The following is a 23122-nucleotide window of genomic DNA, read 5'->3' on the forward strand; positions in this document are numbered from 1 at the left end:
GCTCCCAAAGGGCGAGCTGCCTTGGCTTGTATACTTTGTTGTCGATTCTTGATTTAGACCCACTAAACCTTTAAATCGCCGCCGCGTCTACAAACCAAGCCAGTCTCGCTGAACCTAGCATCTCGAGGTTACTTGGGTATAATACGGCTAGTTGAAGTAAGTTAATGGTTACTTAAACACTTGGTAGCCATTGATATTATTACTCCACACAGCTCCAGCCTGTGGTATCAATCGAGTTAATCCAATCGGCAATTAACTGAACACCTTCATCGTGAACAACGTGTCTGCCTAGTTCTGGCATCATATTTCCGTTGTCGACATTGATGCGGTAGTGCAGCACAGAGTTTTCTGGATCACCCGGTACAATCACATACGGAGATGGACCTTTGTGGAAGGTGATACCACGAGCGCAAATCCCCATTTCGCTGATCCCTTCACGCCAGTATTCAAACTTGAATGGATTACTCGCCGCTTTGCCTTCGGTGCGGTGGCAGTGCGCACAGTTCACATCAAGGTACGCTTTGGCGTAATCCAGTAGCTCAGTATCCGTTAGATTACTTGCTCCCGCTTCGGTATCAAAGACAGGGGTCTTAGGTAAGTTCTCTGGTGTATTTGGTAAAGCTTCTGTAAATAGCCCCAGCGTTTCCCAATGTACAAGTTGGTTGACTGGCGAGCCATCAGAGACATCTTGAACACTGTTTAGGTTACGAGCTTTAGGACCAATAGGAGAGAAACCTTTTGGCTGTGTGTTACCAGTAGGATCGGAGACATCAGATTCTACTTTGTGACACAAGGTACACTCATTTCGGCTTGGTACTTCATAAGTGAAATTAAGCGTTTCGCCGTTATGTTCTACGCTGCGCTCAAAGGGTACCGATACGGCAGTCAGGTAAGCGTCGGTTTTGTCTTCATTCCATACGTAAGGCAGGGCAATCCAACCGCTGTCACGACGAATCAATAGGCGAGTTTCAATGAGCTCTTCGTTTTCACCACGGGCATTCTCTGTGCTTGAAGGTAGCGCAAAGGTTTTAATCAACACGGTACCTACTGGGAAGTCGAACACCTCTTGCTCACGATAGCTTGCTGAAGCCTCGTTCGGCATCACTACAAAGCGGTATTTGCGTGCATAGTCAGTAAAGAGTTCAACGTTCATCTCATACAAAGTACCTTTCGCAGATGCCGCTAAGTTAAGATTTTGTGTTGGATCTTTGGCATCTTCAAACAGATTGTATTGCGACAAGCTCACACAGTTTTCACCGTATGTCGCGCTTTCACGAGTAATCGCATCCCAGTTAATACCCGTCACGTCATCTAGGGCGCAGCTTGCGTTGCCGACGATACCGTTTGGTGTATCTGGATTATCAGGATCCGTCGCTCCGTCTTCGGTTTGATTGTAGCCATACACCACGCCATTAATTGTGACGGTATTGATGTCTAATGGCGTCTTAGAATCACAACCAGCGGTAAGTAGCGTTGTTTGCTCTTTCTCGTATAAGAAATCTGCATTGGCTGGGTTTTCCGCATAACGACCAATGGCGGTTGGGTCCATGTTATCAACCAATACACCGACACTTGCGCCATTGTTCACTAAACAGTTGCTGTCTGCATCGGTAAACTCGGTAAGGTAATTCCAGTTGGTTGTTCCTGTCATACCGTTGAGCGCATCACGCAATGGTGCAAACATCTGTGAACGAATCAGTGACTCACCCGCGCCATCATAAAACAGAGCAGGGAAGGCTTGATGATTCAATGTGTACGCTAAAATCATATCCTCAATCAGAGAACCATTTGGATTGGCGCCCGTGTTGGTAATGGTGTTGTCATGGAAATACATATTGGTCGGAACAGGGTTCCAGCCCTGCATAACGGCATTGCCTTCAGATGTCCCATTGAGTGGGCTGTAAGCGTTGGGATCGCCATTCACCAACAAGTAACTCGTCATCGCAAGTGCCATCGAGTCGTGGTTAGTAATCGTGTTGTTGAAGAACTCACTATTACGTCCGGACAGAATGACGACGCCAGTACCAGGAGGGACGATGCCTACCACGCCACAGCCGCCAAGCCCATTTTGACAGGTAGTATCAACGTAGTTCTCTAAGTTGTTGTCACGAATGACGTTATCAAAGATGCGTACATCATCAATTAAGCGACCAATAGTGGTCGCGCCCGGTAGGTCAAACAGCAGCACGCCGCCCGTGTTTCCTAGCACTAAGTTGTTGTAAACATCCACATTCGAACTGTTTTCTATCTCGATACCGGCGATGTTCTTTTCCGCTACGTTGTCACGGATAACCGCACCGATGGTTTGACCCACATAGATACCTGCATCGGCACTGCCGTAACTCCATGTATCTTCAATCAAGACGTTTTGAGATTTTACTGGATAGATGCCGTAAGTACCGCGTAGGTTGCCATCTTCGTCACGTGCACGAGGCACTTCGAGCCAAACCGCCGCGACATCACGAATAATGATGCCTTCAACCCCGTCTGCTTTAAGACCGTTTTTAGAAGCTTCCGCAATTTGGAGATCGGATACGGTGATGTTCGAACCACCACTGATGGCAATACCATCTTTGCCATCCACGCCACTGAAGTCGAGGTAGGTTTGGTCGATACCAGCACCACGTAACACGAGGTTATTCTTCGAATCGACCGTCAATTGATTGTTCATTTTGAAACAACCAGCGGGCAGTGTTACCACGCTGTTGTCTTCGGCAAGTTCGACCAGGTTTTCAATCGCGGTGACTTGTTCCGCGCTCGCCCATTCCTGACCATTGCCACATAATTCTGGTGTACCGTATTCAGATAATTCATAACCGCTAGAGGTTTGCGGTTCGTCATAATCGTCACTGTTACAACCCATCAAAAGACTGGAACTGATGAGTGCAGCGACAACCGTTTTGTTTATTCCGTGCATGATTTGCTTCCCTGTAATTAGTGTTATTGACTCAGTCAGGAATAATTAGAAAGAGTGGTTGTATTGGATTCCGTATATGTAGGCATCACCTTCAGAGCGATAGGCGATATCCACACCCGGTAGAGCGTGCGGCTCAAGCGGCTCAGTGAACGTGACTTCTTCGGCATCAATAAAGGTGAATCCAAAGTCGATTCGGCTGTTTTGATTGAAGGCGTACGTGGCACCAAAGCTGTAATTGATTCGGTCGGAATCTGGCAAGCTGATGCTCTTGTCATTCACGTTAGGCGTTTCGTCGTAAGCAATACCCGCGCGCAGAGTGAAGGATGGGTTAAGTTGGTAAGTTGCCCCAAACGCATATTTGAAGGCATTTTCGAAGTTCTCATCCTTTTGCAGAACTTCTTGCCCATCTACGGTGGCGCGGATTTCTTCAAACACATCCCAACCCGTCATCATCACACTGTAGTGAATAGCTAGTGGATCGGTAATCTGATGGAAACCAGAGAACTCAGTAATGCTCGGCAGATTTAGGGTTAGGTCACCCGTCACGGTTTCACCCGGCATCGAAATCGCACTTGGGATGTCTGAGTAATAATCGCCTTCGAAATCCACATCTACTTTGGAGCGATAGCTTAATCCAAAACGATGCTTTCCGTTGATCTCCCAAAGTGCGCCGAGGTTAAAACCGTAACCCCAGCCATCACCATCGAGTGATTTCGCCACGTCGGTGCGAGCAAAATTTGCGCCCGTATCAGCATTAATCGCATCGGCAAGAATACCCAACGTACGTGTTAGCTTGGCTTTACCATAAACAATGCTAGCGCCAACACCAACACTGAACTCGTCGTTGATTCGGTAGGCGATGGTAGGGTTAAAATTAATCGTTTCTAAACTGGTTTCCCCACCAATCGGTCCGGCTAAATAGTCATCAGGGTATTCGGTTGCCAACCCAAAGTCAGTGAAGATGCCAAGCCCCCATGACCACGAGCCATTGATTGGGGCTGCGATATAAAAAGATGGCACAACCACATTGTCGACGACGTCATTGTTGGTTAGCTGATTATTGAAGGATTCTGAAGGTCCGTTACCGGTTACGCGAACCTCTGGCATGATGTAAGCAGCACCTACGGACAATTGATAAGAATCGAACATCGTAATGGCTGCAGGGTTATGTGCGACTACTGATGCACCGTCTGCTATGGCGGCTTCGCCAGCATTGGCACGCCCTAGACCAGCGGCTGAATGTTCGGATAATTGAAATCCAGCGGCGTATAACTTAGGGGAGCTGAGCGCTATACCTATTGCAAGCGCGAGTTTTGCATTCCTTGTCTTCATATCACTCTGAAACTCCATGTGTTTTTAGGATGCGTTTTAAATAAAAGTGCCTAATAAGCTATACAGGGGATGAGTAGGTTATTTGCTAAACACTCAACTCAAGCATAAAAACAATTAACATAGTTGTAACATTGAATTTCAGGATTTGTTATTACCATCTCATATAACTAATGGTTTGTAGTTTTGGGTGTAACTATCTGTAAATGTTATAGTTAAGCTCGATTTATACATCGTGGATGTTTTACGAAACAGCCCTATGGTGTTTGATGTCCACTCAAAAAATGTGGCTTAAGTGTTATAGAATAGCGAATGGTAATAAATGAGTTTTGGTACAAATGTTTTAAACAGGTGTTTAATTGGTATTTGAGGCTTAGTGCTCTAATCGGTGAGAATCATACAATTTATCACTGGATCGAATGCTAAACTTTATGAGTAATTAGAGCTTTTACTTAAGGAATGGGAAGTCATATGGAGCTGTATTTCTTAGGAACGTCTTCTGGGGTTCCAACTAAATCCCGTAATGTTTCTGCGATTGCTTTGCTGGAGAGCAAGGGAAAAGGGTGGTTTCTGATTGACTGCGGAGAGGCGACTCAGCACCAATTGCTACACACTCCGTTATCACTGAATTACTTGCGAGCTATCTGTATTACTCACATTCACGGTGACCATTGCTATGGTTTACCGGGCTTGCTCGCCAGTGCAGGCATGAATAACCGCAAAGATCCTCTGACGATCATTGCGCCAGAGGGGATTAAACAGTGGTTTGAAGCGACTCAGGCGTTCACCAAACTCTATCTACCATTTGAACTTCACTTCATCGAAGTTGAGCAGTTTGATTCGATTGAAATTGGTCAGTTTACGATTACCGCAACTGCACTTTCCCATCGTGTTCCTAGCTTTGCTTACTGTTTTGAAGAGTCAACCATTCGTATGTATCCAGATATCGATAAGCTTGAGCAATTGAACATACCGAGGGGACCTATCTGGGGAGAACTTGTGCGGGGTAATGATGTGGAGTACCAAGGTCAAACCTTAATGAGTAAGGCGTTTACTAAGCTTGCACATCCATCGAGAAAGGTGATTATTTGTGGTGATAACGACAAACCAGAAACGCTCGATAGTCTAATTGAAGGTGCGCACCTGTTGGTACACGAATCAACGTACTCAGAAGCGATGAAAGAGCGAGCGGGAGAAGTTGGTCACGCTTATTCTTCACAAGTCGCCAGTTATGCGCGGACAAAACAAGTTCCGAGCTTGATTCTCACTCATTTTAGTCCTCGCTATCAATTCAGCCCTGAAGCGGAAGTGTCGATCGAGCAGATTCGACAAGAAGCTCAAACCGCTTACTCTGGTCATCTCTTTCTTGCTCACGATCTCGCGCATTATCGAATTGACAGGGCGGGTTTGGTTGAGGAGATTAAAGACACCAAGGATAAGGACGAATAAAGGCTCTTGTCGCGAAAGCAATTCAAAATGAAATCGTCACAACAAGAGCCAACTTGTTCTAGGCACTGCATTCATTGCAGCTTAAGACTAATGAAATACCTGACTACTAAAACGTAGAAAACGACTTTCTCCCATCAGTTCACGGAACGCTTCTTTATCCAACTTAATCAAGGTTTCGTGATCGCCTGCTTCCAAATACACATGCTCTAAATTGGCGAGCATTTCATCGCAAATGGTTGCCATGTGATAAGCGCTACCCACTGGAGGTATCGCGCCGTTATCGCAATCGGTAAACAAATGATAGACTTCTCTTTCTTTGATTAAATGGAAAGAGGCGTTGAGCTCGTCATTCAATCGAGACAAGCTGATTTTATTATTCGCAGGCAAGACAGCCATCATATGACGACCTTGGTGATCTTCCAAAATCACGCCTTTTGCCAAGTTATTGAGAGGGATACCCGCTGCAACACCGCTTTGCAGCGAACTATTACTATGACTGTGATTCACGGTTTGAAAGTGAATATGATGTTCAGTCAAATAGTGGTCGAGCCGGGTTGACATGGTCATGTTAGCCTCCAGAGTGTTGAGACCCACATAAAGTATAGGTAAATCTCTATTCCCCTGACGCTTTACTTGAGCTGTTCTACGCTTACTGAAAGCCAACCACAGAGTATGGCATTGAAAAAGGGAAGCAAAATGAGCAAACCAGTAATAGCGGATAACAAACCCATCAAAGTTGAGCTTGTGCAAGGGCAAGAATATTACTTTTGTCGATGCGGGCGATCTAAGAACCAACCTTATTGTGATGGCTCCCACGCCGGAACCGATTTTAAACCCATGAGTTTTGTCGCTGAAAAGGATGAAGATGCGTATCTGTGTCAGTGTAAGCACACCGCAAATGCGCCTTTATGCGATGGGACGCATAAGCAGTTTACCTCTGAGCAAGTGGGACAAGAAGGTCCGGGTATCCAAGCCGGACATAACGAAATCCCAATTGCAGTGGCGACGCAAGAAGAACCCACAGTTGAGTTTATTCACCAATTGGCAAGAGAAGGGCTATCAAAGTTAGGGCATCATGGACCGATGACGGCGATGGGGGTGCCGAGAGACCAATTGCCACATTGGGATGAACTGCAAATGATGGTCGCACAAATGGCAACCAAACCTCTGATGGAGGATGTGCCGGTCAAAACCGAATTGGTAATTGGTCCAAAAGCGAAGAAGCCGCTGGTACTAAAAATTCCGTTGTTTGTCTCTGACATGAGTTTTGGCGCGTTATCAGAAGAAGCCAAAATCTCACTCGCGAAAGGTGCGGAGTTAGCCGGAACCGGAATTTGCTCTGGAGAAGGCGGCATGCTGCCAGAAGAACAAGCGGCGAACTCCCGTTATTTCTATGAACTGGCGAGTGCGCAATTTGGTTACGACGAATCTAAGTTGCCCAATGTTCAAGCTTTCCACTTTAAAGGTGGACAGGGAGCAAAAACAGGAACTGGTGGTCATCTTCCTGCCAATAAAAATGTGGGCAAAATATCGCAAGTGCGTGGCATTCCCGAAGGGCAATCTGCGATTTCACCACCGACGTTTAAAGATCTGCATACCGCAGAAGATTTCAAAAAGTTTGCAGATCGGGTGCGTGAAGTGACGGGTGGTATCCCGATAGGCTTTAAGCTCAGTGCAAATCATATCGAAGAAGACATTCAGTTCGCACTCGATGCCAGTGCGGACTACATCATTTTGGATGGTCGTGGAGGAGGTACGGGCGCAGCGCCTGCTATGTTCCGTGATCACATCAGCGTGCCAACCATTCCCGCTCTCGCTAGAGCAAGACGCTATCTGGATGCACAAGGTAAGAGTGACCGTGTCACGTTAATTGTCACTGGCGGACTGCGTGTTCCAATGGACTTTGTTAAAGCGATGGCGCTCGGTGCAGATGGCGTTGCGATTTCTAACAGTGCGATGCAGTCGATAGGTTGTGTAGCCGCGAGAATGTGCAATACCAACAATTGTCCAGCAGGCATTGCAACGCAAAAAGCCGACTTAAGACAGCGGTTGAATGTGGATAAAGCCTCGGTTCAATTGAAGAACTTCTTTGAAGCCTCGGTTGAGTTGATGCAAGTGATGGCAAGGGCGTGTGGGCACGATGATCTCAGCAAGTTTAATCAACACGACCTCGCCACTTGGAATCGCGACATGGCGTTGCTTTCTGGGGTGAAATACGCAGGCGTAGACAAGCCTTAACGTTTCTCTTGCTCTGATTAGAGCTTGTTTTACTGTAGCTGCAATTTGTGCGATTGATAATTGAGCTCATATGGACCATAATATTAAGACCATTTGGTCTATAGGAGCTCAGTATGGCAACGGCAACATTAAAAAGCTTTAAACCGAAGCTGCCTCATAAGGCAAACTTTTGGTTTATGCTGGGCATTGAAGATGCCGAAACCGGTCGTACCGATGCGGTTCATAAAGGCTTTGAGCCAAAGGTATACCGTAATATCGTCGAGCGTGTGAAGCTCTCTCAAAGCGAATTCCAACACGTTACATTGATCCCGGTGAGTACCATCAAACGTCGACTCAAAAACGAAGAGCGCTTCAACACGCAAGAGAGTGATGCCATCTATCGTTTAGCGATGCTACTTAAGCTAGCAACAGAACTGTTTGATGATGAAGAACGCGCACTAGGTTGGATGCGGGAAAATGTTTACGGTTTGGGTGGCAAGCGCCCATTAGACATGGTTTCAACCACGGTTGATTTTGAAATCGTCAAAGATTTGATTGGACGACTAGAGCACGGGGTATTCTCGTAATATGAAGCTCTATCGACTGACTCAAAAGAAGTTCTCTGAGTCTCCATTTAGCCCAATCGGTGCCAAGTTATACGGTGGGCGATGGAACTCCAAAGGAACCGAAGCACTGTACTTTTCTCAATCCGAATCTCTCTGCTCGCTAGAAGTTTTCGTTCATGTAAACAACGATCCGGCGATAACCAAGCTCTACGATTTGTATCGTATCGAGATGCCGGAATACTTAATTGCAGCACTGGATGAAGAAGACTTACCGGTCACTTGGCGCTCCATTCCTGCTAGTGAATCCACACAATACATTGGCGACCAGTTTCTCAACGATCCGCATCCTGAGTTCGCTGCACTGCAAGTGCCTTCGACAATTTCTCCTCGTGACAACAACTACGTTGTCAATCCAAACCATCCCAAGATGAAAGACATCCTGAAGAAAGCAGAGAAGCTTGATTTTGCTTTCGACCCACGAATCTTCAAATAAAAAAGCTCAGAGACTAGGGTCTGTTGATTTTTTGCGGTTAAATTTTGTTCGAGATAGAATCGTTTTAGGCGCGGCAAGAAGTATGTAGCTTAGTCATTCTAAGTAAATGCTTCTTAACAAAGCATAAAACGATTCTAGCCGAACCCTTCGGGCAGCCTTTGTGCTTCATTTCTACTGCGTTATCGGCTTTTCATGTAGGCTAGCTACACTTCAAAGCCTCTGTCTTGTAGAAATTTCCCACAAAGTGCTGCAAAAATCAGCTCAAAAGATCAACAGACCCTAGATTAACGCTGAGCTTTTCTTTCTCTCTTTTCCATTGGGTTAATGCTGAGCAGTCAGCTGTTGATTGTCATTCAACTCCTTCTGATAGCTACTCAATACAATTTCTGCGCCTTTGTAAGAGAGGTGGCTTGCATCGGTGTACATGGCATTGTTGCTGCCCACTTTCATTGCGCATTTGTCCTGTTGGCAGATGTAGTTAGTAAGATCGACAAACTCGACATGTTCAAATTGGTCAAAGTACGTTGCCAGCGTCGCTACATGATGCGGGTGTGACTGCTTTGGCGAAAAGTCACATTCATTGCCTTTGTTGTCACCAAATAATTGTGCTTTCCATAAGCATTCGCCAATAGCATGCGGTGCAGAAGGTGTCGGACCAAAAACAACAATCTCTCGGTCTTCTAACTCGTTCAAAAGATGGGTGAGCGACGCTTGGTAATCTTGCTTAGAGAGCTCTTTATTGAAGTTAGAAGAAATCACTACGCGTCGAATTGAAGGCGTATTCTGAATGGTTTCTACTGCATCGGTGAAGAAGCTTCGACAAGATAGATTAGTGACTCCTGCAATCATGTCGACATAACCGATCGCACAAGAATCTTGCGTAAGCTGGACAACTCCCGTAGGTGTGTCATTTGAGAGCTGCTGAACAAAGACCATGCTGTGACTGTTACCCAACACTGCGACAGTAGGTTCTGAAGATGATGAACAAGTTTCGTTGATGGTTGTATTACCATTACATGCAATGCCGTAGCCATTGTTTACGCGCATGGCTTCGAAAAACGCACTACGGTCTGGAAAGCCTCCATTTTTATGACCGACGACACCAAAAGCAAGCAGCGGCAGGGTGACTAACACAAGTGAAGTAGCAAGTGTGCTCATGCCGATTTTCTTGCGGCTACGGAAAGGCTTTTCAACAAAGCGCCAAGTAAGGTAAGAAAAGGCAAATAGAGCCACTAGATAAAACGCGAGGCTGAACTCTTGTCCGGCAGTAAGTGCGTAGCGATAAAAAACCAACAAAGGAATGTGCCACAAATAAAGGCTGTAGCTGATCAACCCAACAAAAACCACTGATTTGAGGCTTAGAGCTTTACCCAGCGTGTTGTCTTTGGATGAGAACAAGATGATAAGTGCGGTGCCAATCACTGGGATTAACAGCATGAGCCCGGCGCCGTCTTTTGATTTGTCAAATAACAAAGCAGAGGCGAGAACTAGGGTTAAACCAATCATAGCTATGGTGTTGTTGGGTTTGATGACGGTTTTGCGCATCACTAGGGCAATCAGAGAGCCCGCCGCCAGTTCCCACGCACGAGAGAAAATCATGTAAAAGGCGAAATCAGGGTCACCACTGGCGTACCAAATAGTCATCAGGCTTAGTGCAAACACCGCAATGAAGAAGGTGAGGTAAGATATGAGCTTGCCACGTGCCAGAAGCATAAGCAGAAGTGGAATTACAATGTAGTATTGTTCTTCTACACCTAAGCTCCAAGTATGAAAGAGCGGATTGGCTTGTTCTTCCAGCCCAAAATAATTGTGCCCTTTGAGGTAAAGCAAAACATTAGAAGCGGACAGAATGGAAGACACAGAAAACTCGCCCACCTCTTTGTGTGCATGTGGAAGGAACAGCCACCAAGAGAGTAGGTAACAAACTGCAATAACCAACAGCAGTAAGGGGAGAATCCGACGAATACGGCGCTCATAGAAATCAGCAAGGCTGAATTGGTTCTTATCTAAGTCGTTTATCACAATTGTGGTAATTAAATATCCACTGATCACGAAGAACACGTCTACGCCGATAAAGCCACCAGCAAACGCTTCGATGTCTGCGTGGAAGAAGATCACCAATATGACGGCAATCGCTCTTAATCCATCTATTTCTGCTCGGTAAGTCATCATCATCTCTCCCTAGTCAACAAACTCACTAACGCAAAATGCGCACCAAAAATTAGGCTCATAAAATCAGTGGGTTAAATAGCATTCTGAAGATGAGAAGAGTTTTACTGGGTGACTTCTTATATTGATTTTCATTTTGAAAATTTAAAACTCGGCGGTTTCTAGCAAAATGACGTGCTACGGATGTAAATCAAAGAACGATTGAACGGAAGTTTTTATACTGAAAGCTAAGTGAACAAACTCAGAAACGAGGCTATGAGCCAAAACGATATTCAAGCCAAGATTGCTAGCTTTACTTGTATCGAAGAAGCTTTGGATTACTTCGATATTGGTTTTGACAGCCGCTTTATTGATAAACACAGAGTGGAGTTAGTGAAGCGCTTCAATGGCTATTTGATTCTGACTAAGCCTGAAGATTGGTTTGCGGCTCGCCGTGCATTAAAGAACGCATACTGCAAAGTGCAGCGAAGTTTGTTGGATAAAACCACACGCTCGGCTTGTCGTGGTTGCACTTCTTGTCAGCGTCGTTAGAACCCATTTCAATACCCAAGCCATAATGTCAGACAACACCGGACGCCAAAAAGAAACCCCGCAGATGCACTCCAACGTATCTGCGGGGTTTTTGTCTATTCAACTTGCCTATTCAAATAAGTCGGCTGAACTAGGCAAGCGAAACAATTTAGTTTGCTTGGTAAGTTGGGTAATCCAACAGACCTTTTTCGTTACCACCAAACAGCGTCGCAGGATCGTGAGCCGCTAGCGGGTAATCGTTCTTGATACGGTTCGGTAGGTCAGGGTTCGCGATGAACGGACGACCAAAGCCAACCATATCTGCCAAGCCACTTTCTAGAGCTTCAGCCGCTTTCTCTGTGTTGTAGCGACCAGCATAAATGATAGTGCCTTTGTAAGCTTCACGAACGGCTGTTTTGAACTCAGCAGGCGTATCTGGTGCGTCATCCCAGTCTACTTCTGCAATGTGCATGTAAACAACGTTTAGCTTATCAAGCAGTGTCGCAGCAGCTGTGTAAGTTTCTACTGGTGTTTTATCTACAGTACCGTTTAGTGACGTAAACGGAGCAAGACGAACACCAACGCGATCAGCACCAATCGCTTGAGTCATCGCTTCAACCACTTCCCCCAAAAAACGTAGACGGTTTTCAACTGAACCACCGTATTCATCTGTACGGTTGTTTGCTTCAGAATCGATGAACTGGTTTACAAGGTAACCGTTTGCTGCGTGCAGCTCGATGCCATCAAAGCCCGCTTCAATCGCATTCAATGCCGCTTGACGGTACTCTTCGATAACCACTTTGATGTCTTCTTTCGTCATCTCACGCGGTTCTACCACGTCAACGAAACCAGGTTCATCCGTGCCGTTATCGATAAACACTTTCACGTTTTCTGCTTTTAGTGCAGAAGAAGAAATTGGTTGTTCGCCACCGATATTGTCAGGGTGAGTTACACGGCCTACGTGCCAAAGCTGAGCGAAGATCGCACCGCCTTTTGCGTGTACAGCGTCAGTGACTTTTTTCCAACCTGCGATTTGTTCTTGGCTGTAAATACCCGGAGTCCAAGCGTAACCTTGACCCATCGGTGAAATCTGTGTGCCTTCTGCAACAATCAAGCCCGCAGATGCGCGCTGTGCATAGTACTCAGCCATCATGTCGTTTGCGACGTTACCAGGTTGGCTTGCACGAGAGCGAGTCATTGGCGGCATAACGATACGGTTCTGAAGCGTTAGAGAACCAAGTTGTACAGGTTGAAACAATGTATCTTTCATGACTAACCTCGTTATTTGCTTGTTTGAATCAATTCGATTTGGTAACCGTCAGGGTCTTTGATGAATGCGATGTGAGTTTCACCGCCTTTCATTGGGCCGGGTTCACGAGCGACATTGCCACCAAGTGCTTTGATTTTGTCGCATGCAGCGTAAATATCTTCACAACCTAATGCCATGTGACCGAACGCATTACCTAGGTCATAACTGTCTGTGTCCCAGTTGTAAGTCAGCTCAATCGTCGCGCTGTCTGGTTGGTCTGCGTTGCCCACAAATACGAGCGTGTAGCGGTATTCCGTGTTCTCGAAGCGATCAAGCTCGCTCATACCAAGAACTTTGGTGTAAAACTCAATGGACTTATCTAGATCAGCAACGCGGATCATAGTGTGAAGAAATTTCATATTTAACCTTCTTATCTCGGCTTGTTAGGTGTTGTTCGAACAACAACCGTGCCCCAACAAACAACGTCATTGAGATTAAGATAATGGCTAACCTTGAAAACATGAAATTATCATTGGTTATTGATTGCATAACATATTGTTATTAATGAGAGGCTTTAAGTTCACTTTGTTTGTGATGATACTGAAAAAGATGAGGTGAATAACGGATGCTTTCTTTTTGAATTTAAATTACTTAGAGTGAGTGACTATCTAATTGAAAGCACAAATCTTGGTGTAAAGAGGAGAAAGCAATGGAGAGCAGAGCTTTAAAGCCTTGTTTGACATTGCTCAGCGCAAAGCTGAATACGACAAGAACAACACTTGGTATAGAGGCTCAGAAACGTATTTTGATGCGCTACACAAAGAGCTTGAAGAAGTCAGCGAAGAGATCGCTAAAGAGCGTCTGTGTTATCTAGAAGATGAACTTGGCGATGTGTTGTGGAACTACTTAAATATCCTGATGGCGTTAGAAAAAGAGCAGGGCATTGACCCTTATTCTGTTTTAAATCGAGCAGTAGAGAAATACCAAGCTCGGGTGACAGCGATTGAAAACAACGGAAGCTGGGCGGAAGTAAAAGCAGATCAAAAGGAAAAGCTACAGCAAGAATACCAAGGCAAGATGAATGAAAATTAAGCCTATACCCAAGTAACCTCAAGATGGGTGTCTATTTGATAAAAACTAGGGGTAAGGCTCGCTTACCCCTAGTTAGAAATCAAAGTGAACTAGAGCATTAAAGTAAACTAATGAGTAGGTTAGTTTCTAACGTCTCGCTTTCACTTCGCGTTTGTCACTGCAAGCAAAAGCTCAAGCTCTTCGGGTGTAAGTAAGTCCTTGTTTTTAAGAAGTTCGCTTTCGTCCAAAGAGAGTTGAGTTTGACTTATTAAGTATTTTTTTTGAGTTGGAGTCAGATCCTTAAGTGAATCTATCAACTCTTTAAAATTCGTGTTATTCATAGCCTAGCATTCCAATTAACGTATATTTTTTATAGTGTTGTTACTGATCCATGTTTGATAAGTAATCTGTTATTTGCTGGTTTATCGTCACCAGCTCTTTATTAACTATAGCTAGATCCCCGCTATCCGGTGCGATATTGTCTCTTGTGTGCTCCTCAATGTTGCTCAATGCGGTTACAGCTGACTCTTCTCCAAAGCTAGAAAGGATGCCTTTTAAGCTGTGTGATAATAAGAATAAGTCCCCCCAGTTCTGCTCTGCGTTGAGTTGGTTGATTCTTTCTAATCCATCTTCGTAGTCTTCCATGTAAGTTGAGAAAACAGCAAAGATAATGTCTACATCGTTGTCCATGTAGGTATTCAACACTTCGAAATTGATCATTATTCATCTCCACTGTGTGGCTTGTAAGTTAAAAGGTATTGGTAACTGGGTCGAATACGATCCCGAAAGATAATCTTTGAGCCAGTTAGACCAATTTGGTGGTAGTGGACGCTGAGAAAGGAATTCAATGCTCTCATCCAAAATGATGTCTGTCGCTTCAATGTTGTTATCCGATAGCCGCTTGAGGCGCATCTCGACTGAGAAAGGGTATCTTTTGCCTAACGTCTCTTCATCGGAGTTCTTTTGTTCGCTGAGTTTTAAAGCGGTTCCTGACTTCGCTGCAAGTAAGGTTAACAAGCAACGCTTGATAGCAAACTCGCCGAAAAAGTCCATCAAAGGAATAGCTTGTTTTAATAGCAGTAAAGGTGCTTTGTTCGGCGTTGCGTAGTAGTAGCTAAGTGAGTGCATTAGCTTTCTATGAGCGTACTCCGGACGTGATTCTAGTAAAAGAAGCTTACATTGCATCATCTGCTTAAAAGCGGCTAAATCGACTTGTTGGTTACGATTGAGTTGTTTCTCAGCGAGCAAACAAAATTCATTGAGCTTTAGGAGTACTTTCTTTTTGTCATTTGCATTAGTGAGCGTCTTAAAATATTCACTAATCAAGTCGACATAAGTATTCATCGCAGCGAGCCACTGAGTATCCGTGGATGAAACATTGGATGCGTAAAGGTAACCAACGTCGTACAGTCGCTCGAACTGAGCGAGTTTTGACAGAACCCTAGATACAGTAATCAGTCTTGCACTGCTACTAGGGGTGAGTTCAAAGGCTCGGTTTGCAAGTATAGAGGCGTTATTGTGTTGCCCTAAGGTTTCATAAAGCCCGACAAGATTATCGATAGCCCTTAAGCAAAGCGGATTGTGTGTGACGTAATTTGCAAGGACTTCAACAGCTTCACGGATCTTACCTTTTTGGTGAAGTAGGAATGCTTCAGCACAAATTCGACTCGCGTGTTCTTTGTCGTTGCAAAAAGGAAGGAAGTTCTCTAGTACCTCAAACTGTTTCGCTTCAATCAAAGTATCAATTAAGAGTGATTCAACACAAACACTGGTCGCGTATTTCTTATGCAGTTGCGCAACGTCATTGAGAGAAAGCACTGAAACTTTGCTAAGGTATTGTTTTACTTCAGCAAGGTGATGCTGCTCTTGTAAAGCAGTGAGCATTTTAGTTTGTAGTGCTTTTGTCTGAAGCGGCTTAGTAAGTAGATGTCTAACACGACCAGAAAGCGCAGTGAGCACGGTTTCTTGCGTAGCGTCACCAGATATCATAAGCACGGCTGTTGTGTCTGATATCAATTTCGCTCGACTCATCAGGTTAATTAGATCAAGCCCGGTCAACTTAGAAGACAGGTGATAATCCATAATGATGAACGAGTAAAAGCGAGTCTTAGTAGCACTCAACGCCTGCTGCGCATTGTTAACGCAGGTAATGTTGGATATTTTGGCTCCCAGCGAGACGAGTTGATGCTTGATCAACGTTGAAGAGGTTGAACAGTCATCAATGACTAAAATGCTGATGTTATCGACTTCGATCTTCCCTGTGGTCAAACTTCTACCTATTTATACGGATTAGCACACTCTAAAATAAAATTAGTCATCAGTTTGCATAAAGGCAAGCGCTTTTACGTTAAAATAAGGGGCGATATGCCCCTCATCAACTTTTGTAGTCATTAACTCTGTTCAGCTTCCGTTTCGACGCGTTTTAACAGCTCGTTTGCCTTCTTCATCGCTCGCCTCGCACTTTTAGACTTCCGCTTGTTTAAAAGAATGTCAGAAAACTGTAGGTACTTATCGGCGGTTTGGAATCGCAGATCATTAATATCTTGGAAACCCGGTGGGAAATTTTCAGAAAATACATCAATATCTTTGACGAGCTTATCTAGGTTAACCGTTGTGCGAGCTTGGTTGAGTCGGTAGTGCAGTCCTTCAAACTCTTCCTGATACAACAATCGTGCAGCATCAGCAGGGAAAGGCAACGGCGTTGAGCTCTCTTTTGCGGCCTCGTAAAGTTTCATTTCCAATACCGCATCTTTCATTGTATTGCTGATCGCCAAATTTTGCTGATGTTCTTCAGACTCAGCAAAAAAGGAGTTTCCAACTTTGATGAGTGTGACTAAAGCTGCTGCATCGCGCATTTTTAGCGCTTCATTGAGGTGTTGACCAAAGACTTCGCTTGCCAACGAGCTAGGAGTGAAAGGGTACTCTTTATGTATTTCATGGAGTTCCTTTTTGAGATCGTAAATAGATTTAGCCTCGTCTTGCTGGGTGTACAAGGATTTTTCTAAGTGGCTGTTTATCTGTCTCGCAATAGAAAGCAGAGTAGAGTGTTTGCTTGATTGAATATCCAATGCCAAAACTTCGATTTTATGGGAGTCTGGGTAATAGATTTTTGCTTGCTGTAAGATGGATTCAATCTGTTTGTAGTTTGGATAAGTCGTTACATCAGAGTTAAGTACGTCATCGATCTTTGCTTCAAATTCTCCAAGGATATGCGGTTTATACAAACGTAGGAAACCAGCAGCAATCACTGGGTGTATCCCTTGTTTGTTGTCAATTAACGCTTTGGTTTGCTCCGGAAGCGTATTTAACAGTTGCTCTGCAGATTCGATGGCTTGATCTTTTTCTATGAGAGTAAGGTTGAGTTGGTTAATGGTATTTTGCTGTTGTTGATAGAACGTACCTAACAAACCCATTAAGGCAAGACTGGCGGCTATACCTGAATAAAGTGACCAACGGTTCTTATTTAACAGGTGCTTGATATCAGTAGCGCTGAGCTGAGAAGGGACGACACCAGTAGCAAAAGCTTTAGAGAAGATGCGCCACTTTGAAAATGGAAAGTGAGATGGCTTGCTTACTTTAACGCTTTTTTTAAGCGCTTCGTTGACTGGGGTTCGTCCATATGGGTGTTTGCAGCTCAGCAACTCGAAAGTAATGCAGAAAAACGCAAACAGATCGTCACTTTGTTTCGGTTCTTTGCCCGATAAGATATCAAGTGAGGCATAATTCGGTGTATAACCCAGCGTGTCAGTGTCTTGTGATTTTCGTTTTGCTGCATATTGGTCATGTTTCAGTTGGTGCGTTTTAGAGACGCCAAAGTCCAGCAACTTCACTTTACCTTCCGAAGTGAGAATGATGTTTGCGGGCTTTAAGTCTGCATGGACCACACCAAGTGAATGTGCATACGATAATGCATCTAACGTTTGGTTCAGAATTGAAAGGGTGGCGTTGTACTTTAACCCGTCCGGTCTAGAGCGTTGAATAAGTCCTTCTAATGTCTCCCCATCAACATATTCCATCACGAGGAAATAGATTTCTCCGTCTACTCCAAAATCGTAGACTCGGATGATGTTGGGGTGACTAAGCTTCTGAGTTTGTTGTGCTTCACGAATCAGCATGCGGGCGGTTTCTGGCTGAGACGCATACTCTTTTTGTAGTACCTTTAATGCGACATAGGGGACATCTGCTCCAGAAGATTCAAGAATTTTGTCTTTCGCCAAAAAGACGTCACATAAACCACCATGGCCGATCAAAGATTCAATTTCATAACGGTTTTTTACCGTCTCCCCGAGCAATGAATCAGATCGAGTTTGCTTATCATCATTATCAATATTACGCACTAATTTATTTGCTGGTGGAATTGTGTTTAGGTTCTGAGACACTTTTGTATTTGTTTCATTATTATTTAGGGCAGAGCCTTCATTGTTTATATTGCCCTTATTGTCATTTGTATTTTCTCTTTTTTGAGTCTTTACAATTTTTGTTTTATCGCCACTGCATTCTTTATTTATAGAACTGTCTTTATTTTTGTCGTCCATCACGAGGCTCCATAGAAAATGATGGTGTGAATATATAACTCATCTGCTAATGAAAAATGATTAAATGAAGATTTCTCGGTTAAGCTAACATCGGTTTTTTGACGAATGAAAAGTTAAGCGTCAAAAATTTGAACCTCGTTGTATATTTTGTTTTGCGTAATAATCCTAGATTGCTTTGCTGAGAAATTAATTCATTATTCCGTTCGTGAAATACAATTATTATTTGATTAGGCATTATTAATCTTAGTGTTAATAAGTGGTTGCCTAACTATTAAGAACTAAATTTATATATTAAGCAGTTCCTTTGGCGAGGTTTACATGACGTTGGTTTTAACCATTACAAGTTTTCATAAGTTCACTCCAGAGATTGACACTGAGTTCGTTTTTGATGCGACAGGTGAACATGACAAGGCCAGTTTTGGGCGCTCTGAACAGTGTGATTGGACATTGCCTGACCCTGAAAGAGTCATATCAAGTAAGCATGGTGAACTGATCAAATTTGGTGAAAAGTACTTGATTAAAGACTTATCGACGAATGGTACCTTTGTAAATAATGCCGTGACGCCGGTTGGTCAAGGAAATGAATTGGCACTCAACCATGGCGATGTCGTGGCCCTCGGCGATTATCAAATTCAAGTAAGTTTAGAAGAAAGAATTATCGATGATAGCAATATAGTGCACAATACTATCAATGAGTTAGCTGTTGGTGATGTAGACCGAAATTTAACTCATGATGAGTTTGGCTTGAACGCAGCGGATCTGTTAAGAGACAGTGCGCCTTCTGAGTTTCAGCTTGATATTGGTCTGATGGATGACTTTTTAGAAGCACAAGAGCCGAGTGTTGAAGAAGTATCCCCTCATGCGTCTACCCCGATTAGCGCTCCGAAGCCTTTGGTAAAAAATGAAAGCAAAAACCAACAAGCCTTCGTCAGAGGTCTGGGTATCAACCCAAATATGGTTCCAGACGAAAATAGCGAACAGTGGTTCGAGCAACTAGGCCAGTCGTTTTCTTTGATGCTACTGGGCTTAATGGAAACATTACATAATCGAGCTGAGTTTAAACAAAATAATCGTTTAAACCATACCGCTTTTCGAAAGTCAGAAAATAATCCATTAAAGTTTTCCGCTAATTTAGAAGATGCTATTCATAATTTATACAACCGAAACACTGCTAGTTTTATGCGAGCAGACATAGCAATTAAAGAAGCATTTGTTGATATAGAAAACCATGAAAAAGCGTTGATGAAAGGTGTCGAAGGTACCGTTTCAAGTGTTATGTCGTTAGTTGAGCCATCAAGTATTTACTCCGATGCAATGTCAAGTGATAGTTTCTTCAATAAAATAATTCCAGCAAGAAAATATGCTCAAAGCTGGAAGAAATTTGAAGGTATTCATTATCAATTAACGGATGAAATTATAAATAAGGAATCACCTTTTTATTTGGAAGATTTTGCAAAGCATTATGAAAATGCACTGAGAAGTAAAAATTAAGGAATGATGATGAAAACAATAATGAAGACCTTACTTCTATTTATTACGGCAGTTTTAGTTGGTTGTTCAGCGGCAAACCTAGTAGTTGATCCCTATGCTGATTTAGCGCTCACCGCCAAACATAATATCAACCCAGATTCAAATGGCAGACCGTCGCCTGTTGTGATTTATGTGTTTGAATTGACATCTTCAACCGTCTTTGAAAGTCAGGATTTCTTTTCGCTGTACGAAAGCTATGACACGGTTTTAGGTCCTGATTTAGTGAACAAATATGAAATTTCTTTAACGCCTGGTCAGGAAGATATTTATCACGCAAGCATGTCACCAAAAACTCAGTATTTAGGTTTAGTCGCGGCATTCCGTGACATCGAAAACTCCAATTGGAGGCAGGTGATTAAGGTAGACCAGACAGGTTACAACACTTACCAAATTCACCTAGACGACCTTTCTATATTCGTTAAATAACCTCACTTGGCGACTAAACAATGGCAGATTACTCCCACACAGCATGGTGTGAGGGGATGTTTTTACGTCCTCAACATTTCCAGCAAAGCGAGCGTGCATTTGAGCATGAGTTTAAGGGATTGAACCGTTTTCAACAGCCTTATAATTGGGGCGTGTATCAAGTTCGTATAAACCCGAACAGTCTGAAAGAAGGCGTGGTAGAAATCGAGAAACTCGAAGCGATTCTTCCTGATATGACTCTTATTGAATTGCAGAACGTTAATGAAGTTCTTCCGCCATTACTGGTTGAAAAGGGAACTCAAAACACATTAGTTAAAGTGGTCGTTGCTTCATCGAGCCTTAAAGAAAAAACGATTGCGGATGTTAGTGAAGGTGTTGTCAGCAGATATGTGTTAAACGATCTAGACGTTATAGACGTGCAAACTGGTCAGGATGAAGAGCGCATTCAAGTGGCGTCGTTGAATGTTGCGCTTAAAGTAAGCAATGACAACTTGTCAGGTTTTGTTGAGTTACCGATTCTTAAAATTAAAGAAGTCACTGCGGAAGGCGCAATTCTTCTTGATGAAGAGTATACGCCGCCACATCTCAATGTGCTTAAAGATCAAGCAATGTTGGCTTGCCTAAAAAATGTAACGGGAATGACAAAAATCCGTGCTGATGTGGTTTCTCAACGTTTAGTGCAAGGCAAAGCGGCATCTGCTTCAGCTGTCGATTTCATCATGCTTCAAATGCTCAATCGCTACGAAACGATTCTTAGACATCTGGGGCAGTTAGAACAAGTTCACCCTTTAGAGTTTGTCACGCTATTACGAGGATATGTTGGTGAGTTGTCGACTTTTTCGAGTAAAAATAAGCGCGCTCCTTTGCTTATTGATTATGAACACTCAAATCTGACCTCTACGATTTCAGAGCTTAATCAGGTGTTAAGCCAATACCTGAGTGTTGTTCTAGATCAGACGGCTAATAAACTTCCTTTGGAGGTTCGACAACTTGGTATTCGAGTGACACCGTTACCTGATAAGCGACTTCTTGAATTAAGCCAGTTTGTTTTGGCAGTAAAAGCAGATACAAGTACTGATGAGATTAGACGTTTGGTACCAGCTCAACTCAAGTTGGGACCAGCAGAACAAATTAGAGATCTTATAAATAATCAAATCAACGGTATTAACGTTGCACCACTCAATGTTGTTCCTCGACAGATCCCTTATCAAACGGGGTATGTGTATTTTGAAGTGATTAAGAAAGGACCATTCTGGGTTCGTCTCCAAGAGAGTGGCGGTATTGCTCTTCAGCTATCTGGTCAATTCCCGAATTCAGACATAGAGCTATGGAGCATTAACCAATAACAGGTTACGTCATTATGGAACAGACAATAATAAAGCCAACACCAGGTGGAAGACCAACAAACGCTAATATCTCAGTACCAAAATCTGCCGATAGTACAGTTGTGATCTCAAAGAATCCTGAAGTGGTCAACAATGACTCAGTGGTCGCATTTGGCAGCAACCCGATTTTAGCTGAAGCTAATGGCATACTTTCTATTATTGGACAGATTCGAGCAACAGCGAGTCACTCTGACGTCTTGTTTTTAAAAGAAACGTTGGCACAAAAGTTAAGAGACTACGAAAACCGACTACGTCAACAAAACATAAATCTGGAAACAATAGATACCGCTCGTTACTGCTTATGCTGCGCAATCGATGAAGCAGTTTTGAATACAAATTGGGGTAGCCAATCGACATGGAGTCACGACTCGTTGCTGACCTCTTTCTATTCTAGCAGTCAAGGTGGGGAGGCGTTTTTTCAGCATTTAGAAACATGCATGTCATTCCCTGAGACTCAGCTTGATCTCTTGGAACTCATGTATGTGTGTATGTCTTTAGGTTTCGTAGGGCAATATCGATTAGAAAAAAATGGTCTGGAAACACACCGTCGTTTGAGAAAGCAAGTTGTTAGCGTTTTAAAGTCAAACGGTCGAGGGTTACAGCAACGCTTAAGCGACAATATTGAAAGCCGTTTGTTAAATGGTTCGCAAGTGGCGGAACGTGCGCCTTTATGGGTGGTTTGCTCTGTCACATTGGCAATATTGGTCTGTATCTTTATGTTCTTCAGCTATGACCTTAACAAGGCTTCAAATCAAACCTTTGCCAGTTTAATTAATCTCATCTCACCTAATCAAACAGAGATGGCTCCTACGTCCGATTCTCAAGTAATAAAAGTTGCTGAACGCGTTTCTATGTATCTAGCAACCGAGATAAATAAAGAACTGGTGACTGTTGAGGCTCTATCCGACAGAGTTCGGATTTCTCTCAAAGCTCAAGACTTGTTTGAGTCAGGTAGTGCGGAAGTCGTTGAATATATCCAACCTGTTATATCTAAGTTGTCTCGCACTTTAGAAACAACCGAAGGGAAGATTTTGGTCACTGGACATACTGACGATAACCCTATTTTTACCAGTAAATATCCGTCCAATTGGCATCTTTCCCTTGCTCGTGCAACGGCGATGTCTGAACAGTTGATTGCGAACAGTGCACTGGAAGGAAGAGTCCTTCCTGAAGGGCTTGGTGATGCAAGACCCCTTGCTGAAAACTCTACTGATGAAAATCGTGCGCTTAACCGCCGAATCGAAATTGACCTTATGGTTGCAAACTAAGGAAAGTG

At 43.6% G+C, this 23122-nt stretch carries 20 protein-coding genes; 10 read left to right on the forward strand and 10 right to left on the reverse strand.

Annotation, left to right across the window (positions count from 1 at the left end):
* Positions 1 to 199: 199 nt before the first annotated feature.
* Both MHO32_RS16330 and MHO32_RS16335 read right to left on the reverse strand, forming a co-directional pair.
* A complete protein-coding gene (locus tag MHO32_RS16330) occupies positions 200 to 2917 on the reverse strand; it encodes an SO2930 family diheme c-type cytochrome (RefSeq protein WP_239212960.1) in 2718 nt (905 codons plus the stop codon).
* Positions 2918 to 2962: 45 nt separating this feature from the next.
* Entirely contained in the window at positions 2963 to 4249 is a 1287-nt protein-coding gene (locus MHO32_RS16335) for an outer membrane protein transport protein (protein WP_239212961.1), read from the reverse strand.
* Between the two features lie 468 nt (positions 4250 to 4717).
* Between MHO32_RS16335 and MHO32_RS16340 the strand changes: the two genes are divergently transcribed.
* Entirely contained in the window at positions 4718 to 5695 is a 978-nt protein-coding gene (locus MHO32_RS16340; protein ID WP_239212962.1) for a ribonuclease Z, read from the forward strand.
* An 87-nt stretch (positions 5696 to 5782) separates the two neighbouring features.
* Here the strand turns inward: MHO32_RS16340 and MHO32_RS16345 are convergent, their stop codons facing one another.
* Positions 5783 to 6262, reverse strand: a complete 480-nt coding sequence (locus tag MHO32_RS16345) for an aminoacyl-tRNA deacylase (RefSeq protein WP_239212963.1) — start codon at positions 6260 to 6262, stop codon at positions 5783 to 5785.
* Positions 6263 to 6391: 129 nt separating this feature from the next.
* Between MHO32_RS16345 and MHO32_RS16350 the strand changes: the two genes are divergently transcribed.
* The 3 genes from MHO32_RS16350 (at position 6392) to MHO32_RS16360 (ending at position 8971) form a co-directional block, all read left to right on the forward strand.
* Positions 6392 to 7933, forward strand: a complete 1542-nt coding sequence (locus MHO32_RS16350) for a glutamate synthase-related protein (RefSeq protein ID WP_239212964.1) — start codon at positions 6392 to 6394, stop codon at positions 7931 to 7933.
* 113 nt (positions 7934 to 8046) lie between these two features.
* Positions 8047 to 8499: a type II RES/Xre toxin-antitoxin system antitoxin gene (gene parS, locus MHO32_RS16355; protein WP_005426938.1), complete on the forward strand. Its 453-nt coding sequence runs from the start codon at positions 8047 to 8049 to the stop codon at positions 8497 to 8499.
* A gap of 1 nt (position 8500) precedes the next feature.
* A complete protein-coding gene (locus MHO32_RS16360; RefSeq protein WP_005447071.1) occupies positions 8501 to 8971 on the forward strand; it encodes an RES family NAD+ phosphorylase in 471 nt (156 codons plus the stop codon).
* A gap of 321 nt (positions 8972 to 9292) precedes the next feature.
* Here MHO32_RS16360 and MHO32_RS16365 read toward each other — a convergent pair whose 3' ends face one another.
* Positions 9293 to 11140, reverse strand: a complete 1848-nt coding sequence (locus MHO32_RS16365; protein WP_239213022.1) for an acyltransferase family protein — start codon at positions 11138 to 11140, stop codon at positions 9293 to 9295.
* A 255-nt stretch (positions 11141 to 11395) separates the two neighbouring features.
* Here MHO32_RS16365 and MHO32_RS16370 point away from each other — a divergent pair, with 255 nt between their 5' ends.
* The gene (locus MHO32_RS16370) at positions 11396 to 11671 is read left to right on the forward strand and encodes a nitrogenase-stabilizing/protective protein NifW (protein WP_005441361.1); all 276 of its coding nucleotides are present in this window, start codon (positions 11396 to 11398) and stop codon (positions 11669 to 11671) included.
* Positions 11672 to 11819: 148 nt separating this feature from the next.
* On the opposite strand, the gene MHO32_RS16375 is transcribed toward MHO32_RS16370, so the two are convergent.
* Together MHO32_RS16375 and gloA are read right to left on the reverse strand one after the other, a co-directional pair.
* A complete protein-coding gene (locus MHO32_RS16375) occupies positions 11820 to 12920 on the reverse strand; it encodes an alkene reductase (RefSeq protein WP_047515907.1) in 1101 nt (366 codons plus the stop codon).
* Positions 12921 to 12931: 11 nt separating this feature from the next.
* On the reverse strand, positions 12932 to 13318 hold the full coding sequence (gene gloA, locus MHO32_RS16380; RefSeq protein WP_009699026.1) for a lactoylglutathione lyase: 387 nt from the start codon (positions 13316 to 13318) through the stop codon (positions 12932 to 12934).
* A gap of 313 nt (positions 13319 to 13631) precedes the next feature.
* Between gloA and MHO32_RS16385 the strand changes: the two genes are divergently transcribed.
* Complete coding sequence (locus MHO32_RS16385) at positions 13632 to 13991, forward strand: MazG nucleotide pyrophosphohydrolase domain-containing protein (protein ID WP_239212965.1); 360 nt, start codon at positions 13632 to 13634, stop codon at positions 13989 to 13991.
* Positions 13992 to 14131: 140 nt separating this feature from the next.
* Here MHO32_RS16385 and MHO32_RS16390 read toward each other — a convergent pair whose 3' ends face one another.
* The 4 genes from MHO32_RS16390 to MHO32_RS16405 form a co-directional block, all read right to left on the reverse strand.
* Positions 14132 to 14311 carry a hypothetical protein gene (locus MHO32_RS16390; protein WP_005447058.1) on the reverse strand — a complete coding sequence of 60 codons (180 nt, stop codon included), beginning with the start codon at positions 14309 to 14311 and terminating at the stop codon, positions 14132 to 14134.
* 40 nt (positions 14312 to 14351) lie between these two features.
* Complete coding sequence (locus tag MHO32_RS16395) at positions 14352 to 14690, reverse strand: Hpt domain-containing protein (protein ID WP_005447056.1); 339 nt, start codon at positions 14688 to 14690, stop codon at positions 14352 to 14354.
* Between the two features lie 3 nt (positions 14691 to 14693).
* Positions 14694 to 16238 carry a response regulator gene (locus tag MHO32_RS16400; protein ID WP_239212966.1) on the reverse strand — a complete coding sequence of 515 codons (1545 nt, stop codon included), beginning with the start codon at positions 16236 to 16238 and terminating at the stop codon, positions 14694 to 14696.
* 122 nt (positions 16239 to 16360) lie between these two features.
* Complete coding sequence (locus MHO32_RS16405) at positions 16361 to 18505, reverse strand: serine/threonine-protein kinase (RefSeq protein WP_239212967.1); 2145 nt, start codon at positions 18503 to 18505, stop codon at positions 16361 to 16363.
* 318 nt (positions 18506 to 18823) lie between these two features.
* Here MHO32_RS16405 and tagH point away from each other — a divergent pair, with 318 nt between their 5' ends.
* From tagH to tssL, 4 genes are read left to right on the forward strand one after another with little or no spacing between them, the layout of a single operon-like run.
* Positions 18824 to 19996, forward strand: coding sequence for a type VI secretion system-associated FHA domain protein TagH (gene tagH, locus MHO32_RS16410; protein WP_239212968.1), 1173 nt, complete (start codon positions 18824 to 18826; stop codon positions 19994 to 19996).
* A gap of 9 nt (positions 19997 to 20005) precedes the next feature.
* Positions 20006 to 20461: a type VI secretion system lipoprotein TssJ gene (gene tssJ / locus MHO32_RS16415; RefSeq protein ID WP_009699029.1), complete on the forward strand. Its 456-nt coding sequence runs from the start codon at positions 20006 to 20008 to the stop codon at positions 20459 to 20461.
* A gap of 20 nt (positions 20462 to 20481) precedes the next feature.
* Positions 20482 to 21807 (forward strand): type VI secretion system baseplate subunit TssK, encoded by a 1326-nt coding sequence (tssK, locus tag MHO32_RS16420; RefSeq protein ID WP_272492014.1) that lies wholly within the window; start codon positions 20482 to 20484, stop codon positions 21805 to 21807.
* A 14-nt stretch (positions 21808 to 21821) separates the two neighbouring features.
* Positions 21822 to 23114, forward strand: a complete 1293-nt coding sequence (gene tssL / locus MHO32_RS16425; protein ID WP_017190835.1) for a type VI secretion system protein TssL, long form — start codon at positions 21822 to 21824, stop codon at positions 23112 to 23114.
* The last annotated feature ends 8 nt before the right edge of the window (positions 23115 to 23122 follow it).

This window comes from Vibrio sp. MMH1-50 (assembly GCF_022347645.1).
GTDB lineage: Bacteria > Pseudomonadota > Gammaproteobacteria > Enterobacterales > Vibrionaceae > Vibrio > Vibrio harveyi.

Excerpts from the sequence above, each read along its gene's own strand:
- MHO32_RS16375 (WP_047515907.1), bottom strand. The coding sequence starts at position 12,920 with ATGAAAGATACATTGTTTCAACCTGTACAACTTGGTTCTCTAACGCTT.
- MHO32_RS16335 (WP_239212961.1), bottom strand. The coding sequence starts at position 4,249 with ATGAAGACAAGGAATGCAAAACTCGCGCTTGCAATAGGTATAGCGCTC.
- tssJ (WP_009699029.1), top strand. The coding sequence starts at position 20,006 with ATGAAAACAATAATGAAGACCTTACTTCTATTTATTACGGCAGTTTTA.
- MHO32_RS16370 (WP_005441361.1), top strand. The coding sequence starts at position 11,396 with ATGAGCCAAAACGATATTCAAGCCAAGATTGCTAGCTTTACTTGTATC.
- parS (WP_005426938.1), top strand. The coding sequence starts at position 8,047 with ATGGCAACGGCAACATTAAAAAGCTTTAAACCGAAGCTGCCTCATAAG.
- tssL (WP_017190835.1), top strand. The coding sequence starts at position 21,822 with ATGGAACAGACAATAATAAAGCCAACACCAGGTGGAAGACCAACAAAC.
- MHO32_RS16405 (WP_239212967.1), bottom strand. The coding sequence starts at position 18,505 with ATGGACGACAAAAATAAAGACAGTTCTATAAATAAAGAATGCAGTGGC.
- gloA (WP_009699026.1), bottom strand. The coding sequence starts at position 13,318 with ATGAAATTTCTTCACACTATGATCCGCGTTGCTGATCTAGATAAGTCC.
- MHO32_RS16340 (WP_239212962.1), top strand. The coding sequence starts at position 4,718 with ATGGAGCTGTATTTCTTAGGAACGTCTTCTGGGGTTCCAACTAAATCC.
- MHO32_RS16350 (WP_239212964.1), top strand. The coding sequence starts at position 6,392 with ATGAGCAAACCAGTAATAGCGGATAACAAACCCATCAAAGTTGAGCTT.
- MHO32_RS16360 (WP_005447071.1), top strand. The coding sequence starts at position 8,501 with ATGAAGCTCTATCGACTGACTCAAAAGAAGTTCTCTGAGTCTCCATTT.
- MHO32_RS16390 (WP_005447058.1), bottom strand. The coding sequence starts at position 14,311 with ATGAATAACACGAATTTTAAAGAGTTGATAGATTCACTTAAGGATCTG.
- MHO32_RS16365 (WP_239213022.1), bottom strand. The coding sequence starts at position 11,140 with ATGACTTACCGAGCAGAAATAGATGGATTAAGAGCGATTGCCGTCATA.
- tagH (WP_239212968.1), top strand. The coding sequence starts at position 18,824 with ATGACGTTGGTTTTAACCATTACAAGTTTTCATAAGTTCACTCCAGAG.
- MHO32_RS16330 (WP_239212960.1), bottom strand. The coding sequence starts at position 2,917 with ATGCACGGAATAAACAAAACGGTTGTCGCTGCACTCATCAGTTCCAGT.
- MHO32_RS16395 (WP_005447056.1), bottom strand. The coding sequence starts at position 14,690 with ATGATCAATTTCGAAGTGTTGAATACCTACATGGACAACGATGTAGAC.
- MHO32_RS16345 (WP_239212963.1), bottom strand. The coding sequence starts at position 6,262 with ATGACCATGTCAACCCGGCTCGACCACTATTTGACTGAACATCATATT.
- tssK (WP_272492014.1), top strand. The coding sequence starts at position 20,482 with ATGGCAGATTACTCCCACACAGCATGGTGTGAGGGGATGTTTTTACGT.